Annotated in this window: 12 protein-coding genes; 8 read left to right on the plus strand and 4 right to left on the minus strand. The window is 68.7% G+C overall.

The window, feature by feature from the left end; translation table 11 throughout:
* The first annotated feature begins 70 nt into the window (after positions 1-70).
* The 3 genes from CIK77_RS15505 to CIK77_RS15515 all read left to right on the plus strand — a co-directional run bounded on the left by CIK77_RS15505 (position 71) and on the right by CIK77_RS15515 (position 3022).
* Entirely contained in the window at positions 71-1141 is a 1071-nt protein-coding gene (locus tag CIK77_RS15505) for an aspartate-semialdehyde dehydrogenase (protein ID WP_087053948.1), read from the plus strand.
* A 178-nt stretch (positions 1142-1319) separates the two neighbouring features.
* On the plus strand, positions 1320-2765 hold the full coding sequence (mqo, locus tag CIK77_RS15510; protein WP_087053947.1) for a malate dehydrogenase (quinone): 1446 nt from the start codon (positions 1320-1322) through the stop codon (positions 2763-2765).
* A 26-nt stretch (positions 2766-2791) separates the two neighbouring features.
* Complete coding sequence (locus CIK77_RS15515; RefSeq protein ID WP_087053946.1) at positions 2792-3022, plus strand: hypothetical protein; 231 nt, start codon at positions 2792-2794, stop codon at positions 3020-3022.
* A gap of 27 nt (positions 3023-3049) precedes the next feature.
* On the opposite strand, the gene CIK77_RS15520 is transcribed toward CIK77_RS15515, so the two are convergent.
* The 4 genes from CIK77_RS15520 to CIK77_RS15535 form a co-directional block, all read right to left on the minus strand.
* Complete coding sequence (locus CIK77_RS15520; protein ID WP_087054029.1) at positions 3050-4750, minus strand: sensor histidine kinase; 1701 nt, start codon at positions 4748-4750, stop codon at positions 3050-3052.
* A 99-nt stretch (positions 4751-4849) separates the two neighbouring features.
* Positions 4850-5545, minus strand: coding sequence for a response regulator transcription factor (locus CIK77_RS15525; protein ID WP_087053945.1), 696 nt, complete (start codon positions 5543-5545; stop codon positions 4850-4852).
* A 168-nt stretch (positions 5546-5713) separates the two neighbouring features.
* A complete protein-coding gene (locus CIK77_RS15530; RefSeq protein ID WP_087053944.1) occupies positions 5714-8200 on the minus strand; it encodes an alpha/beta hydrolase-fold protein in 2487 nt (828 codons plus the stop codon).
* A 197-nt stretch (positions 8201-8397) separates the two neighbouring features.
* The gene (locus tag CIK77_RS15535) at positions 8398-9501 is read right to left on the minus strand and encodes a LacI family DNA-binding transcriptional regulator (RefSeq protein ID WP_087054028.1); all 1104 of its coding nucleotides are present in this window, start codon (positions 9499-9501) and stop codon (positions 8398-8400) included.
* Positions 9502-9657: 156 nt separating this feature from the next.
* Between CIK77_RS15535 and CIK77_RS15540 the strand changes: the two genes are divergently transcribed.
* The 5 genes from CIK77_RS15540 to CIK77_RS15560 all read left to right on the plus strand — a co-directional run bounded on the left by CIK77_RS15540 (position 9658) and on the right by CIK77_RS15560 (position 15172).
* Positions 9658-10812, plus strand: a complete 1155-nt coding sequence (locus tag CIK77_RS15540; protein WP_087053943.1) for an extracellular solute-binding protein — start codon at positions 9658-9660, stop codon at positions 10810-10812.
* Positions 10813-10919: 107 nt separating this feature from the next.
* Complete coding sequence (locus tag CIK77_RS15545) at positions 10920-11777, plus strand: ABC transporter permease (RefSeq protein ID WP_249268482.1); 858 nt, start codon at positions 10920-10922, stop codon at positions 11775-11777.
* The gene (locus CIK77_RS15550) at positions 11777-12598 is read left to right on the plus strand and encodes an ABC transporter permease (protein WP_087053941.1); all 822 of its coding nucleotides are present in this window, start codon (positions 11777-11779) and stop codon (positions 12596-12598) included. The genes CIK77_RS15545 and CIK77_RS15550 overlap by 1 nt, the downstream gene beginning before the upstream one ends.
* A gap of 7 nt (positions 12599-12605) precedes the next feature.
* Positions 12606-13652 carry an ABC transporter ATP-binding protein gene (locus tag CIK77_RS15555; RefSeq protein WP_087053940.1) on the plus strand — a complete coding sequence of 349 codons (1047 nt, stop codon included), beginning with the start codon at positions 12606-12608 and terminating at the stop codon, positions 13650-13652.
* Entirely contained in the window at positions 13649-15172 is a 1524-nt protein-coding gene (locus CIK77_RS15560) for an inositol monophosphatase family protein (RefSeq protein WP_087053939.1), read from the plus strand. The genes CIK77_RS15555 and CIK77_RS15560 overlap by 4 nt, the downstream gene beginning before the upstream one ends.
* Positions 15173-15212: the final 40 nt, after the last annotated feature.

Here is a 15212-nt window from a genome sequence, read left to right on the forward strand (position 1 = left end):
CGCCGCCGGTAGACTCTTCGCAATCGCAGGCGACCCCGCGCCGCGATCCCCAACCCCCGAGGAAGCTTTCATGGCACGCATTGCAGAATCCGGAGTCTCGCTCGCCGTCGTCGGCGCCACCGGTCAGGTCGGCGGCAAGATGCTGGAGATTCTGGCGCAGCGCGAGTTCCCGATTCGCGAGCTGCGACTGTTCGCCTCGCCGCGCTCGGCGGGCAAGGAGCTGAGCTACGACGGCCACACGGTCGTCATCGAGGACATCAACTCCACCGAGCTGGCCGGCATCGACATCGCGCTGTTCTCGGCCGGCGGCGGGCCCTCGAAGGAGCACGCCCCGCGCTTCGCCGCCGCAGGCGCCACGGTGGTCGACAACTCCAGCGCATGGCGGATGGACCCAGAGGTTCCGCTCGTCGTCAGCGAGGTCAACCCGCACGCGATCGACGAAGCTGTCAAGGGCATCATCGCGAACCCGAACTGCACCACGATGGCCGCGATGCCCGTGCTGAAGGTGCTCGACGCCGAGGCGGGGCTGGAGCGTCTCATCGTCTCCACGTACCAGGCGGTCTCGGGGTCCGGGCTCGGCGGAGTGCAGGAGCTGCTCACGCAGGCCGAGGCCGCAATCGAGCAGGGCAGCGCCGCAGAGCTCACCCACAGCGGCCAGGCCGTCGACTTCCCGGCGCCGGAGAAGTACGTCGCCCCGATCGCGTTCGACGTCGTCTCGCTCGCCGGGAACATCGTCGACGACGGCTCCAACGAAACCGACGAGGAGAAGAAGCTCCGCAACGAGAGCCGCAAGATCCTCGAACTGCCCGAGCTGCGCGTCTCCGGAACCTGCGTGCGCGTCCCGGTGTTCACGGGCCACTCGCTCAGCATCAACGCCGAGTTCCGCGACCAGATCACGGCGGACCGCGCCCGCGAGGTGCTCTCCGGTGCGCCCGGTGTCGTGCTCGACGAGGTGCCCACCCCGCTGAAGGCCGCCGGCGCTGACCCGAGCTTCGTCGGCCGCATCCGTCAGGACGAGTCCGCGCCGGATGGCAAGGGCATCGCCCTGTTCATCTCGAACGACAACCTGCGCAAGGGCGCGGCGCTGAACACGATCCAGATCGCCGAGCTGATCGCCGCCAGAGTCCCCGCGGCGGTCTGACCGAGAGAAGGAAGATCCGGATGCTCCCGAGCGGGGGCATCCGGATCTTCTGCGTTCCGGCGCGACGGGCGTGTGCGGCCTCATCATCCTGAGCGTTTTCGACGGATGCGAAGGAAAGCCCGATTCTTCCCCTCCCGGCCGTTTAGGCGCAGGCGTCAGCGAGTTCTAGGATGATCGGGTGAGCGAATCTGTCGATGTGGTGCTGATCGGCGGCGGAGTGATGTCCGCGACCCTCGGCACTCTCCTGAAGGAACTGCAGCCCGACTGGAAGATTGTCGCCTTCGAGCGCCTCGGTGACGTCGCGCAGGAGAGCTCCAACCCCTGGAACAACGCCGGCACGGGGCATGCTGCGCTGTGCGAGCTGAACTACATGCCGGATCCGGATGATCCGGCGAAGGCCGTGAACATCAACGAGCAGTTCCAGGTGAGCCGCCAGCTGTGGGTCTCGCTCATCGAGCGCGGCATCCTGTCGGCGCCGGAGACGTTCATCAACTCGACGCCGCACATGACGTTCGTGCGGGGTGAGAAGGGCGTCGCCTACCTGCGCCAGCGCTACGAGACGCTCAAGGAGCAGCCGCTGTTCTCCGGCATCGAGTACAGCGAGGACTCGCGGGTCATCAACCAGTGGGCGCCGCTGCTGATGCAGAAGCGTCGTGCGGGCGAGCCGTTCGCGGTCACGCGCGTGCCGGCAGGGACCGACGTCGACTTCGGTGCCGTGACGCACCAGCTGTTCGACCACCTCACCGAGAACGGCGTCGACCTGCACCTCGACCACGAGGTGAAGAAGCTGAAGCGCCGCAAGGACGGCACGTGGGACGTGCGATACCGCAACATGGCGGGCAAGACACCGGGCGAGATCAACGCGAAGTTCGTGTTCGTCGGCGCCGGAGGATGGGCCATCAAGCTGCTGCAGTCGGCGGGCATTCCGGAGATCTCCGGCTACGGCGTCTTCCCGATCGGCGGTCAGTTCCTGAAGACCTCGAACCCGAAGCTCGTCGCCGAGCACCAGGCGAAGGTGTACTCGCAGGCCGCCGTGGGTGCGCCGCCGATGTCGGTGCCGCACCTCGACGCGCGCATGGTCGACGGCGAGGGCTCGCTGATGTTCGGGCCGTTCGCGACCTTCAGCCCGAAGTTCCTCAAACAGGGCAACTGGACGGACATCGTGCAGCAGGTCCGCCTCGGCAACATCGGCTCGATGCTGAAGGTCGGCGCTACGAATCTCGACCTGGTGAAGTATCTCGTCAGCGAGCTGCTGAAGGGTCGCGAGCAGAAGCTCGAGGGGCTGCGCGAGTTCATGCCGACGGCGAAGGCTGAGGACTGGGAGCTGATCCAGGCCGGTCAGCGCGCCCAGGTGATGAAGGGCGGCAAGCTGCAGTTCGGCACGGAGGTCGTCTCGTCCGCAGACGGATCGATCGCGGGTCTGCTCGGCGCCTCGCCAGGTGCCTCGACCGCGGTGCCGATCATGCTCAACCTGCTCGAGAAGTGCTTCCCGAACGAGTTCCCCGCCTGGAAGTCCGAACTGCAGAGCCTGGTTCCCACCTTCGGCACCTCGCTGAACGACGACCCCGACCTGACGGCGCGCACGGTGTCGGCCTCCGCGGAGAAGCTCGGCATCCAGCGCTGAGCGGCGTCCCGTGGTAAGACGGGTGCATGGAGCACGCGACTTCGGCTGACGGCACGCGCATCGCATTCGACCGGCACGGAGACGGCGATCCCGTCGTGATCGTCGGCGGCGCGATGTCGACGGCGGCAGCCGGCACGCCCCTCGCCGAGGCGCTGCCGGAGTCCGAGCTCCTGATCGTGCCGGAATCGCAGAACCACGGCCTCGATCCGGTCGGAACCGCTCGCGAGGTCCGAGTGCGGCTGACGGCACGGGAATAGCCGTCGAACCTAAGCACCGGTCGCGCGCTACTGTGCGTCTGGCAGGTCGCGCAGGCGGGGGAGCGGCTGCGTCTCGATCGCGGCGTGCTCGGCGATGGCACGGCGCTCCAGCAGCGGGAACGCGACGCGGAAGGTCGCGCCGCCTCCCGGCGTCTCTGTGACGGAGACCGAGCCGTGGTGGGCCTCGACGATCGACGACACGATGGCAAGGCCCAGCCCGCTGCCGCCGGTCTCGCGAGCGCGCGAGGAGTCGGCGCGCCAGAACCGCTGGAAGATCTGCTCCCGGATGGCTTCTGGTACTCCGTCGCCGTGGTCGACCACGGCGATCCACCCTGCCTCGGCGGCGGAATCGATGCCGACCTCGAGTTCGATCGACGTGCCGTCGGGGCTGTAGCGGCGCGCATTGCCGATGAGATTCGCCACGACCTGTCGCACCTTGTGCTCCTCGCCCAACACGATAGGGGGCAGGCCCGCATACTCATCCGTCACGGACGCTCCGGTGCCGATGCGCGGTACGGGGCGCGTCTCGGCGTTGAGCTCGTCGTCGGTCGGCGTCGTCTGCTTGCTGCGACGGCGCAGGATGCTGATCGCCGATGTGGTGGCGCGCTCGAGCGCGGAAGGCGTGCCTTTCTTGCGGCCTGCGTGCTCGTCATCCGGAGCGCTGTGCGACTCGTCCTGCAGCGGCCTGATGGGGCCAGTGAAGTCGTGCAGGGTGCGATCGATCACCCTGACTCTGCGCGTGCTGTCGGCGGCGCGGGCGTCGAGCGCGGCGTCACCGGCGACCTTGCGCAGATCGACTGGCGTGATCTCCAGCTCCCGCTTCTCGTCGAGGCGCGCGAGAGCGAGCAGATCCTCGACCAGGGCGCCCATCCGGATCGCTTCCTTCTCGATCCGCTCCATCGTGCGGTCGAGATCCTCCGGCTTGGTGATCGCGCCCATCCGGTACAGCTCTGCATAGCCGCGCACGCTGACGAGCGGGGTGCGCAGCTCGTGGCTCGCATCGCCGATGAAGCGCCGCATCTGGCGCACGGTGGCGTCGCGCTGTTCGATGGACTGGTCGACGCGGTCGAGCATCGTGTTGATCGCGACCGTGAGCCTGCCGATCTCGGTTGTGGGCTCGCTGTCGGCCATGCGCTGGCGGAAGTCGCCGCCCGCGATCGCCATAGCTGTGGCCTCCACCTGGCCGAAGCGGCGGAAGGTGAGTGTGACGACCCAGCGGGTGAGGAAGGCTCCGGCGACGATCGTCATGATCGCCACGAAGGTGAACACGACGAAGTAGGTGCGCACGACACCGAGCGTCTCTGATTCGGGGATCGCAACGATCTGGCTGTAGAGGGTGTTCGTGCCCTCCAGCTCGACGACGGCGACCGAGGCGCGGAAGCGGTCTCCGTCCTCCGAATCGATCGCGAACACGCGCGACTCCAGCGCCGTGGCGCGATCCGGTGTCAGCTCGGTGGCGAAGACGGGCTTCTCCGAGTCCTCACCGATGCCGCCGGCCGAGCCGATGAAGGTGCCGTCAGGACCGTACAGGCCGATGAAATAGCTCGTGTTGAGCTCGTCCTCGTTCGGCGTGATCTCGACCACGCCGTCCTCGTTCTCCGAGACCTGGAGCAGCCGCTTGGCGACGTCCTCCGACTGCACCAGCTGGCGCACCGTCTCGTTCACGTTGTTCAGCAGTGCGCTGTAGAGCACGAACGACGTGCCGACCCCCGCCACGAACAGCCCCATCGCCAGCACCGCGACGGTGACGCCTGTGACCTTGGCGCGGAGGCTGATGCGCCGCCACCACCGGGTTACGGCGTCGGTTTTCTCGGCCAGGGCGAGCCCCTACGCGGCCTTGTCGACCTTCAGCATGTAGCCGAAGCCGCGCTTGGTCTGGATGAGCGGCTCAGAAGCCTGCGGGTCGATCTTGCGGCGCAGGTACGAGATGTAGCTCTCGACGATGCCGGCGTCGCCGTTGAAGTCGTACTCCCACACGTGGTCGAGGATCTGCGCCTTGCTCAGCACGCGGTTGGGGTTGAGCATCAGGTAGCGCAGCAGCTTGAACTCGGTGGGGCTGAGCTCGATGTGCGTGTCGCCGACGTAGACGTCGTGCGTGTCCTGATCCATGGTCAGCTCGCCGGCGCGGATGACCTGCTCCTCCTCCTCGTTCAGCATCGTGCGGCGCAGGATCGCCTGGATGCGCGCCACGATCTCGTCGAGGCTGAACGGCTTGGTGACGTAGTCGTCGCCGCCGGCGTTGAGGCCCTTGATCTTGTCCTCGGTCTCGTCCTTCGCCGTGAGGAACAGGATCGGAGCGGTGTACCCGGCGTCTCTCAGGCGCTTGGTGACGCTGAACCCGTTCATGTCGGGCAGCATCACATCGAGCACGATCATGTCGGGCTCTTCCTCGAGCACAGCCGAGATGGTCTGGGCTCCGTTGATCACGGTGCGGACCTGGAACCCCGCGAACTGCAGGCTCTGCGAGAGCAGGTCACGGATGTTCGGCTCGTCGTCGACGACCAGGATGCGAGGTGCAGTCATGGCCCCATTATGTCGGTGTCTGTGATGATCCGGCTGGAAATCGCGGGTTTACGTGGGATTTCCCCTGCAGGCGAACGGTTTCGGGAGGCAGGTTCCGCTGCCGGGAGTGCTGCATCCGGGTGTGCGGAGCGCGGCAGGAGTGCGCATCCCCGCCGCGCTGCGCACACCTCACCGCCCGTTCAGCGTGAAACTCATCGTCGTCGACGATGTCTCGCCGGATGCATCCGTCGCGCGGATCTCGAGACGGTAGCGGCGCGGCTTCAGATCGTCCGGAAGGGCGATCTCACCCGTCCACGTCTGTTCGCCAGCCGGAGCAGACGTCGGCGCAAGCTGTGCGACGGTGCGCCCTGTCGTGTCGCGCAGCGTTGCGTCTACGGACACGATCCCGGATGCATCGGTCGCGGCGACGGTGATCGCGCCAGGTGCGCTCGAAGGCAGCGGGCGGTGCGGGGCCGCCGCGTCGATCTCCGGCGCGCTGCCGTCGACGGTCAGTGTGTGCTCGCCCTCACCTACGGTGACGGTGCCGCTGCGGGAGCCCTGTGTCCAGGTGAGCTCTGTCGGGCCGTCCGTGATGAGGTCGATCGCCGCTGGCTCGGCATCGCTGATACCCGCCATGTCCATATCGACCGTGAGGGAGGCGACGTTCTCCGCCGCGAGCTCGATCCGGTTCTCCTGCTCGATCGGGTTGCCAGGCACGATCTGCTGATCGCGCACCTCGGCATCGCGCCCGGCGATCACTCGCGTCTCCTCGGTGAGCTCGGGTTCCTGCTCGGTCGTGGCCAGCGCACCCGAGCGCGCGGTGATCCGGGCCCAGCGCGCATCGTCGTCACGGTCGCTCAGACCGCTCGCCCAGTGCGCACGGTCGATGGGGGTGCCCAGGTCTGCACGTCCGTCTCCCGGCTCCCACCGGAAGGCGAACTCGCCGGGCGTCGATGTCGTGCGGCCGTCGAGGTAGTCGGCGACGTCGGCCCATCCCAGCCAGGTGCCCAGCGTGCCGTGATCGCCGCCGTCGAAGTACTCGGCGCGGTATGCGATGCCCGCCTTGTGCATCTCGGCGTCCCACGTCCGGGTGTTCTGCTCGGCGATGTCGGCGGTGCCCGACACGATCAGCGTGTTCAGGCCGACGAGGTTCTCCGCCCTCAGCTCGGCGCCTGACCTGTCGCGCTCACCTGCCGTGTTGAAGTATCCGGCGCCCGAGACGATCGCCGCGCCCGCGAACGCCTGCGGGTAGTTCGTGGCGATGCGGGTAGCACCGACGCCGCCCATGGAGAACCCGGAGATCGTCGTCCGCGCCGGGTCGAGCGCGTAGGCCTGCGCGACGCGGTTCCACGTCTCCCACACATCGACCTCGGCCTCGTTCAGGTACCAGGCCGACAGGCCGCGGCCGAGCGGACTCAGGCAGATCGAGCCGCGCTCCTCGCACAGCGGTCGGTGCACGTCGTCCTTGCGGTCGCTGAGGAACGCGTTGTGGTTGCCGTCGCCGCCGTGCATCATGATCGTCAGCGGCGCCGGATCATCCGGATCGTACGTCGTGGGCACGTAGACCGTGTACGGCTGCACCCGGCCGAAGAACGTCGCCGGCTGCAGCGCAGGGCCAGGGCTGCGGCGGGCGGCAGGGTCCATGCCCTGGCCGAGATCGAGATTCGAGACGTACCAGCGGGTCGAGTAGCCAGAAGGCTGCGGCTCGGGCGTCGTCGTTCCGGATGCCAGATCCCGCCAGTCGAGCGCGAGAGCGAAATCGCTGACATCGCCATCGGCGAGCCGTTCCGACTGCCGGCCGTTGTTCCACTCCGTCGATGCATCACCGGTGTCGCCGACGAGATGCGGTTCGTCGTCCATGTCGCGGAACGCCGCGTTGTACACGCGCGTGCCGTCCGGCGCTTCAGGGGCAGCCGCGAATCCTGTGCCGTCCGCATCGGCGACGCCGGCGACCAGCCTCGCGGTCCACTCGCCGTCGACGGCGAGGGCGTCGCGGGGAACCGAGACGACGAACGAGCGCGCATCCGTGTCGACCGTGAGCCGCCCGCCGAGGTCGGCGACGTCCGCCGCATCTCCGCTCTGGAGGTCGATCAGCTGTGCGCCGCGGGAGGAGACGACCAGCGCCGTGTCGATGCCTGGGGAGTGCACGCCCGCACCGGCCGGCCATGCGTCCGTGCCCGTTGCGGGATCGGAGTCCGTGTCGAAGGCCCACGCAGCGATCGGCACATCCGGGTCGATGAGCGTGTTCCAGTCGACCCGCCAGTGCGTCTGCGTCTCGTCCACGGCGACGCCGGCGCGGAACACGTCTGCGCCGTTGGCACCGGCATCCGGATCGGCGTAGGTGAAGTCACCTGTGCCGGTGTCGTCGTACAGCCAATCCGTCCACAGCAGCGCGCCATCGTCCAGCCGGCTGGTGCCAGAGGTGCGCGAGAAGTCGTCCGAGAAATCCCAGCCAGCGGGTGCCGGCAGCTGCGGTTCCGACCGGAGTGCGGCTTCCGGGACCCCACCGGGCATACCGGAGACTGCCGCTTCCGGATCATTCGGTGCGGCCTGGGCCGCGGCAGGTGCGGCGGCGAGAGTGCCGAGTGCGAGCGCCGCTGCGGCGGCTCCCGCGCTCCAGCTGCGGCGGAATCTGCTCGGCGGTGAGCCGAAGCGGCGCGAGTGAACCATGTGCATTGCATCTCCTTCGAAGCAACATCAACCAGATTGATAATTCGCAGTCACGCTAGCGTTGCGGTGCTTTGAATGTCAACGAGGTTGATCAAAGTGCGTTCGCCAGGCGGCGATAGCGGCCCGCGAGATGCGCAGTTCTTCGACGAGAACCCGTCGAAACCGGCGCATCTCGACGAGATGTGCGCATCTCGGCAGCGGGGTCAGAGTGTGCGGGGCGGGGGTGCCGCCGTGGCGCCGGGGACGAAGGCGACGGGCATCGCGACCGGGTCGGGGCGTCCTCCGGCGAGGAGCTCCTCGACCAGACGGCCAGCCTCGCGACCGCGGTCGCGCAGGGGCTGGCGCATCGTCGTGAGCGGCAGGTCGAGCCATGGCACGGCGATGCCGTCGAAGCCCGTGATCGTGAGGTTGGCAGGCACGCGCAGGCCGCGCTCGCGTGCGGCCGCGACGGCGCCGGCAGCGAGAACGTCGTTCTGCGCAAGGATGGCGGTCACCCGCGGGTGCGCGTTCAGCAGGACGTGGGCAGCGGCGGCGCCCGCCTCGGAGTCGCGACCGCCGGCCTCGACGCGCTCTGCGTGCGGGAACACCTGCTGCACGGCCTCGAGCCGGCCGCGGATGGTGCGGTTGGCGATGGCGTCCAGTCGGGAGCCGATCGGCTCGGGGGCGCCGGGGGAGCGCGGCTCGCCGAGCTGCGTCGTTCTCATGATGACGCCGACCTCGGTGTGGCCGAGGTCGGCGACGTGCTCGGCCAGGCGCATCGTTCCGCCGCGGTCGTCGATCTCGACCAGCGTGATGTCATCGGCGTGCGGGCCCTCGATCCCCACCATGGGCACGCCGCGGGAGCGGACGAGGGGGAGCAGCTCGTCGAACTCCTCGCCGCGCGTGGCGAACACGACGGCGTCGACGGGCAGGGACTGCAGGGGATCGGGGCGACCTGTCGGATGGGCACGCCCCGGGAGCAGAAGCTGGCCGAAGCCCACACGGTCGAGGCTGTCGGAGAGGCCGTCCATCGTTGCCAGGGCCACCGGGTTCTGGAATGCCAGTCCCACACGCTCGGCGATGACGATGCCGACGATGCCGCTGCGTCCCCGACGAAGGGAGCTCGCGATCGGGTGCGGCCCGCCGTAGCCGAGAGCAGAGGCCGCGGCGAGGATGCGCTGTCTCGTCGGCTCGAGTACGCGATCCGAGCCGCGGAATGCGAGCGATGCTGTGGATGTGGACACCCCGGCGCGTTCGGCGACATCGGCGATGGTGACGCGCCCCGACCGGCCTCGACCCTCATGGCTCTCGCGTGCGACTGCTCTCACACTCTTACCGTAGCGCCCGCATCGCAACGTTTCGATACGTTCGTCGTCCGACTTGCCGCTCGTTGCCGGGAGTTCACCGATCGGCCACAGAGGAAGCGAATCATCGAAACGGTGCGATGACCGTCGCACCCGATCTTCGACAGAAGGAAACGCACTGTGATCAGAAAGCGAGCATTCCCAGCGGCCGCGGCCGGTGTCGCCGCCGTCGGCGTCCTCGCGGCCTGCGGCCCCGTTGCCACGGACGGCTCGGCCGCTGACGCCTCGACGGGCGAGTCGAGCCTCACCGTCTTCATCTCAGGTGACACCAACGTGCAGGAGCTGTGGGAGAAGGGCATCATCCCCGCGTATCAGGAGGTGAACCCCGACGTCGAGGTCAGCACGACGATCGACCTCCACGGCGAGCACGACCAGCAGACGGTCGCGAAGCTGACCACGGCGACCGAAGCGGGCGACGCGCCGGGCTTCGACCTCATCGACGCGGGCTTCGTCGTCTCGAGCGCGGCGGAGGCCGACACGCTGCTCGAGGTCGATGCCGACTCGGTCGACGGCCTTGCATCCGTACCGGAGACCACGATCGACGCAGGCAAGGGCGTCGGCATCCCGTACCGCGCTTCGTCGGTGCTGCTCGCGTACGACACCGAGGCGGTCGACGAACCTCCGCACACGCTCGACGACCTGCTCGCGTGGATCGACGACAACCCCGGCCGGTTCGCCTACAACTCGCCGTCGACGGGGGGCTCGGGCGGGGCGTTCGTCACCACCGTGCTCGACAGCTTCCTCTCCGACGGCGACCAGGACGAGCTCCGCGCGGGGTACGCGAAGGAGCTGGAATCCGGATGGGACGCCGGCTTCGAGCGCCTGTCCGAGCTCGGCGATTCCGTGTACCAGGGCGGGGTGTACCCCAACGGCAACAACCAGGTGCTGGATCTCCTCGCCAGCGGTGAGATCTCGATGGCGCCGGTGTGGAGCGACCAGTTCATCACGGGGCAGAAGTCGGGGCTGGTGCCCGACACGGTCGGGTACACGCAGATCAGCGACCCGAGCTTCACCGGCAGCGCCTCGTACCTGGGGATTCCGAAGACGAGCGAGCACACGGACGCCGCAGTGGAACTGGCGAACTTCGTGCTGAGCGCGGAAGGCCAGCAGATCATCGCCGAGCAGATCTCCGGCTACCCGGTCGTCTCGCTCGACACGCTGCCGAGCGAGGTGGCCGACACCTTCGCCGACGCCGACCCGTCTGCTCTGCGTCCTGGCTACTACAGCGAGGTCAGCTCCGACATGGCCAACGAATGGGACAAGCGAGTTCCGTGACCGGGCAGGTCATCCCCGCGGTGAGCGGAGGGTCGCGCGCGAGCGCGCGGCCCTCCCGCTCGGCCGCGCGGAACGCCCAGAGGAGGCGGCGTGCCATCGGCTTCTCGATGGCACTGCCCCCGGTCATCCTGATCGCGCTGTTCGTCGGGCTGCCCGTCCTGCTGGCGATCGGCTTCAGCCTCGGCATGACGGGCGGACTCAACAGCACGGCCGCCGCGATCGGGCAGAACGTGCACGAGGCCGACGGGCTCGTCACCCTCGACGCCTATGCTGAGCTGTTCGCCGATGTGCGCTTCGGGCGCGACCTCGGCGCGACAGTGCTCGTCACGGTCGTGACCACGGCCGTGACGCTCGCGATGGCGATCGGCATCGCCGTGTTCCTGCGGCTGCATGGCGGGTGGCTGGGCGCCGTGCTGTCCGGTCTCGGCATCGTGCCGCTGTTCATCCCCGTCGTGATCGCCTCGTGGGGGATCCTCACCTTCTACTCGGGCGACGGGTTCGTGCGCAGCGTGTTCGCGCAGTTCGGCCTGGAGGGCCCGGTGTTCGGGTTCACCGTCACCGGCGTCGTCATCGCCTCTGTCTGGGTCAATCTGCCGTTCTCGCTGCTGATGGCGACGTCTGGGATGCAGGCCGTGCCCGACGCGCTGATCGACGCCGCACGAGACGCCGGAGCGTCGACCTTCGCGATCATCCGCGGCGTGCTCGTGCCGATGGCGGGCATCCCGCTGGTGATCGCGTCGACCTTCACCGCGATCGGTGTCCTCGGACAGTTCACGGTTCCCTACTTCACGGGGCCGAACGCTCCGCAGCAGCTGGGCGTCGACATCAGCAAGTACTTCCAATCGTTCAACCAGCCGCAGCAGGCCGCCGCGATCGCGGTGGTGGTCTTCGTCATCGCGTCAGGAGTCGCCGCGCTGTACGTCTGGGCGAACTTCCGCAGCGCGAAGCAGGAGGGGAGGGTCTGATGACCGAATCCGTCCGCCGCGGCGCAGGCCGCGTCATCGTCGGTGTGCTCATCGTCGCCGTCGCCTGCTTCATCCTCGGCCCGCTCGTCTGGCTCGCGGCGCACGCCTTCGCCACGGAGTGGAACTATCCCTCTCTGCTTCCCGACGGCCTCACCCTCGACTGGTGGCGCGTCGTGTTCGCTGATCCGGCCCTGTTCGCATCGATCCAGAACTCGTTGTTCTTCGCACCCCTGACCGTCATCGTCTCCGCCGTCGTCTGCCTGCCTGCCGCCTATGCGTTCTCGCGCTTCGACTTCCCTGGGCGGCGGGTGTTCCTCGTCGGCCTGTTCGCGACGAACGCGTTCCCCAAGATGGGCCTCTTCGTCGCGATGGCGACGGTGTTCTACGGCCTGAACCTGATGGAGACGGCGCTCGGCATCGTCATCGTGCACGTGATCGGGACGGTCGTGTTCATGACGTGGATCCCTGCTGCGGCGTTCAGCGCCGTGCCGCGCTCCCTCGAGGAAGCTGCCCGCGACGCGGGTGCGGGGCGCATGCGGGTGTTCCTGACGGTGACGCTGCCGATGGCGATGCCCGGCATCCTCGTCGCCGCGGTGATGTCGTTCCTCGCCTCCTTCGACGAGTCGCAGGGCACGTATCTCGTCGGGGCGCCCTCGTTCATGACGATGCCCACTGAGATGTACTCCCTCGTCCTGAACCATCCCCAGCAGGTCGCCGCGGTGTTCGCGCTCCTGCTGTCCATCCCCTCCGTCGTCCTGCTGCTGCTGACCCGCAGATACATCATGGGCGGGCAGCTGGCCGAGGGCTTCCAGATCCGCTAGGAGAACCGTGACAGACACGACTGCGATCGACGTACCGGGCCTGCGCCTGGCCGGCCTCACGAAGGAGCTGGGCGGCCGCACCATCGTCGACAGCCTCTCGCTCGACATCGCCGAGGGGGAGCTCGTCTCCCTGCTCGGCCCATCCGGGTGCGGCAAGACGACCACGCTCCGGATGATCGCCGGCTTCCTCGCGCCGGAGAGCGGAAGCGTCGCCGTCGCTGGCCGAGACGTCACCGCGCTCGGCCCGGAGCGACGCCCGAGCGCCATGGTGTTCCAGAACTACGCGCTGTGGCCGCACATGACCGTGGCGAAGAACATCGCCTACCCGTTGCGCATCGCGCGCGTTCCGCGCAGAGAGATCGCGCAGCGGGTGTCTGACGTACTCGAGCTCGTCGGACTGTCGCACCATGCCGACAGCCGGCCCGCGCGGATCTCGGGCGGTGAGCAGCAGCGCGCGTCGCTGGCCAGGGCGCTCGTGCAGCGCCCCCAGCTGCTGCTGCTCGACGAGCCGCTGTCGAACCTCGATGCGAAGCTGCGCGTGCGAGTGCGCGAGGAGATCAGAGACATCCAGCAGCGTCTCGGCATCACGACGGTTCTCGTCACGCACGACCAGGAGGAGGCGATGGCCGTCTCGGATCGCGTGGCGGTGATGAACGACGGGCGGATCGAGCAGGTATCGACGCCGGGCGAGCTCTACCGCGCGCCCGCGACGGAGTTCGTGGCGGGGTTCATCGGCGCCAGCAACACCATCGCCGCTCCGGACCTCGGCGACGGCGAGGAGGGCGTGCGCTGGATCGTGCGCCCCGAGCACGTCGAGATGGTCGACCACGGCATACCGGCGTCCGTGACGCGCGTGCTCCCGCACGGCCACTTCACGGAGGTCGCACTCGTGGCGCGCGGCGTCGAACTGCGCTGCTACGTCGGCACCGACGTGCCGGTCGTCGGCGATGAGGTGCGGATCCGGATCGCGCGGGCGCTGAGATACGACGACGGCCGCCTCGCATCCGCCTACGACGGACGGACGGCGCAGATCCGAGAGCGGGTTGCGGCATGAGCGGGCGGATCGTCGCCCACCGCGGATACCACGGCGACGACGCGCACGGTGCGAGAGAGAACACGCTCGCCGCCGTCGACGCGGCGCTGGCCGCGGACGCGGAGGTGATCGAGGTCGACGTGCGGCTCACGCGCGACGGCAGTGCGGTGCTGCTGCACGACGCGACACTGGAACGGCTGTGGGGAGATGAGCGCGCCGTCGCCGAGATGACGCTCGACGACGTCTCAGAGGTCGGCGGAGGCCGGCACCGGATTCCGCTGCTGGTCGACGCCCTCGAGCGGGTCAGCGGCACGGGATCCGCGCTGCTCATCGACATGGAACACGCGGCGCCGGCAGCGGAGGCGATCGAGGTCGTGCGCGGAGCACAGGCAGAGGCGTTCACCGAGTGGTGCGGCAGCATCGACGCCATGCGCATCGTACGCGATGCGCTGCCCGATGCCGTGATCCACCTGCCGTGGAACTCTGCAGACCTCCCGACAGCGTCCGGCCTGGCACAGCTGCGCCCGACCTACGTGAACGCGCCCCACCTGCTCGTCGGCACCGCATTCGTCGACGCCGTGCACGCGCTCGACGCGCGCGTGGCGTGCTGGACCGTCGACGAGCCGGCGCAGGCGGCGCACCTCGCGCGCATCGGCGTCGACTCGATCACGACCAACAGGCTCAAGCGCATCCGCGACGCCGTCGCGACGGATCTGCGCGACGAACGGGCCCGTCGCCTGAGTGTGGTCGACGCGCTCGCCGGACACGCCGCCCTTCTCACGCGCACGGCGCGCCGGGACGGGGTCGGCCCGGTCTCCACGAAGCAGGACGCCGCCGATCACGTCACCGAGGTCGACCGGACCGTCGAGCGCGACGTGAGGGCTGTCCTCGGCGCGCAGTTCCCTGACCATGACATCGTCGGCGAGGAGTACGGCGGCAGCTCAGACGGCACCGCACCGTGCTGGTACCTCGACCCCATCGACGGCACAGCCAACCTCGCGAACGGGGTGCCGTGGACGAGCTTCTCCCTCGCACTCGTCGAAGGCGATGGGCCGGTGGTCGCGGCCGTGCTCGACCCGGTCGGCGAGACGCCGGTCGTCGCGGCAGCAGGAGCGGGCGCCTGGCGCTGCGGTGAGCGGCTCGCAGCACCTGAAGCGCACGGCGGCGACCCGCTCGTGGGCCGCATCGTCACAGCCGAGCTCGCCGGCGCACAGGCGTGGCCGGGCTTCGTCGAGATGCTCTCCGCCCTCGCCATCCGCAGCTGCACGCTGCGCGTCCCTGGCTCGGGCACGGCGACCCTCGCAGGTGTCGCTCTCGGCCGAGGCGTCGCGGCGATGGTGCATCGGTACAGCCCCATCGACCACGCCGCCGCCCTGCTCATCGTCGCGGAGGCAGGCGGTGCGGTGCGAGACGAAACGGGTGCGCACAACCTGCATCCGGAATCCGGCGCCGTCTTCGTCGGAGCATCTGCCGACGCCGCCGAGGCGCTGCTCGCGGAGTATTCAACAGCCCGCGAGATGCGCACTTTCTCGACGAAATGACGTCAGAACCTGCGCATCTCGGCGAAAAGTGCGCATCTCG

The organism is Microbacterium sp. JB110 (genome assembly GCF_003335195.1).
Classification (GTDB): Bacteria; Actinomycetota; Actinomycetes; order Actinomycetales; family Microbacteriaceae; genus Microbacterium.

Excerpts from the sequence above, each read along its gene's own strand:
- CIK77_RS15515 (WP_087053946.1), top strand. The coding sequence starts at position 2,792 with ATGGAGCACGCGACTTCGGCTGACGGCACGCGCATCGCATTCGACCGG.
- CIK77_RS15560 (WP_087053939.1), top strand. The coding sequence starts at position 13,649 with ATGAGCGGGCGGATCGTCGCCCACCGCGGATACCACGGCGACGACGCG.
- CIK77_RS15530 (WP_087053944.1), bottom strand. The coding sequence starts at position 8,200 with ATGCACATGGTTCACTCGCGCCGCTTCGGCTCACCGCCGAGCAGATTC.
- CIK77_RS15545 (WP_249268482.1), top strand. The coding sequence starts at position 10,920 with ATGGCACTGCCCCCGGTCATCCTGATCGCGCTGTTCGTCGGGCTGCCC.
- CIK77_RS15505 (WP_087053948.1), top strand. The coding sequence starts at position 71 with ATGGCACGCATTGCAGAATCCGGAGTCTCGCTCGCCGTCGTCGGCGCC.
- CIK77_RS15525 (WP_087053945.1), bottom strand. The coding sequence starts at position 5,545 with ATGACTGCACCTCGCATCCTGGTCGTCGACGACGAGCCGAACATCCGT.
- CIK77_RS15550 (WP_087053941.1), top strand. The coding sequence starts at position 11,777 with ATGACCGAATCCGTCCGCCGCGGCGCAGGCCGCGTCATCGTCGGTGTG.
- CIK77_RS15520 (WP_087054029.1), bottom strand. The coding sequence starts at position 4,750 with ATGGGGCTGTTCGTGGCGGGGGTCGGCACGTCGTTCGTGCTCTACAGC.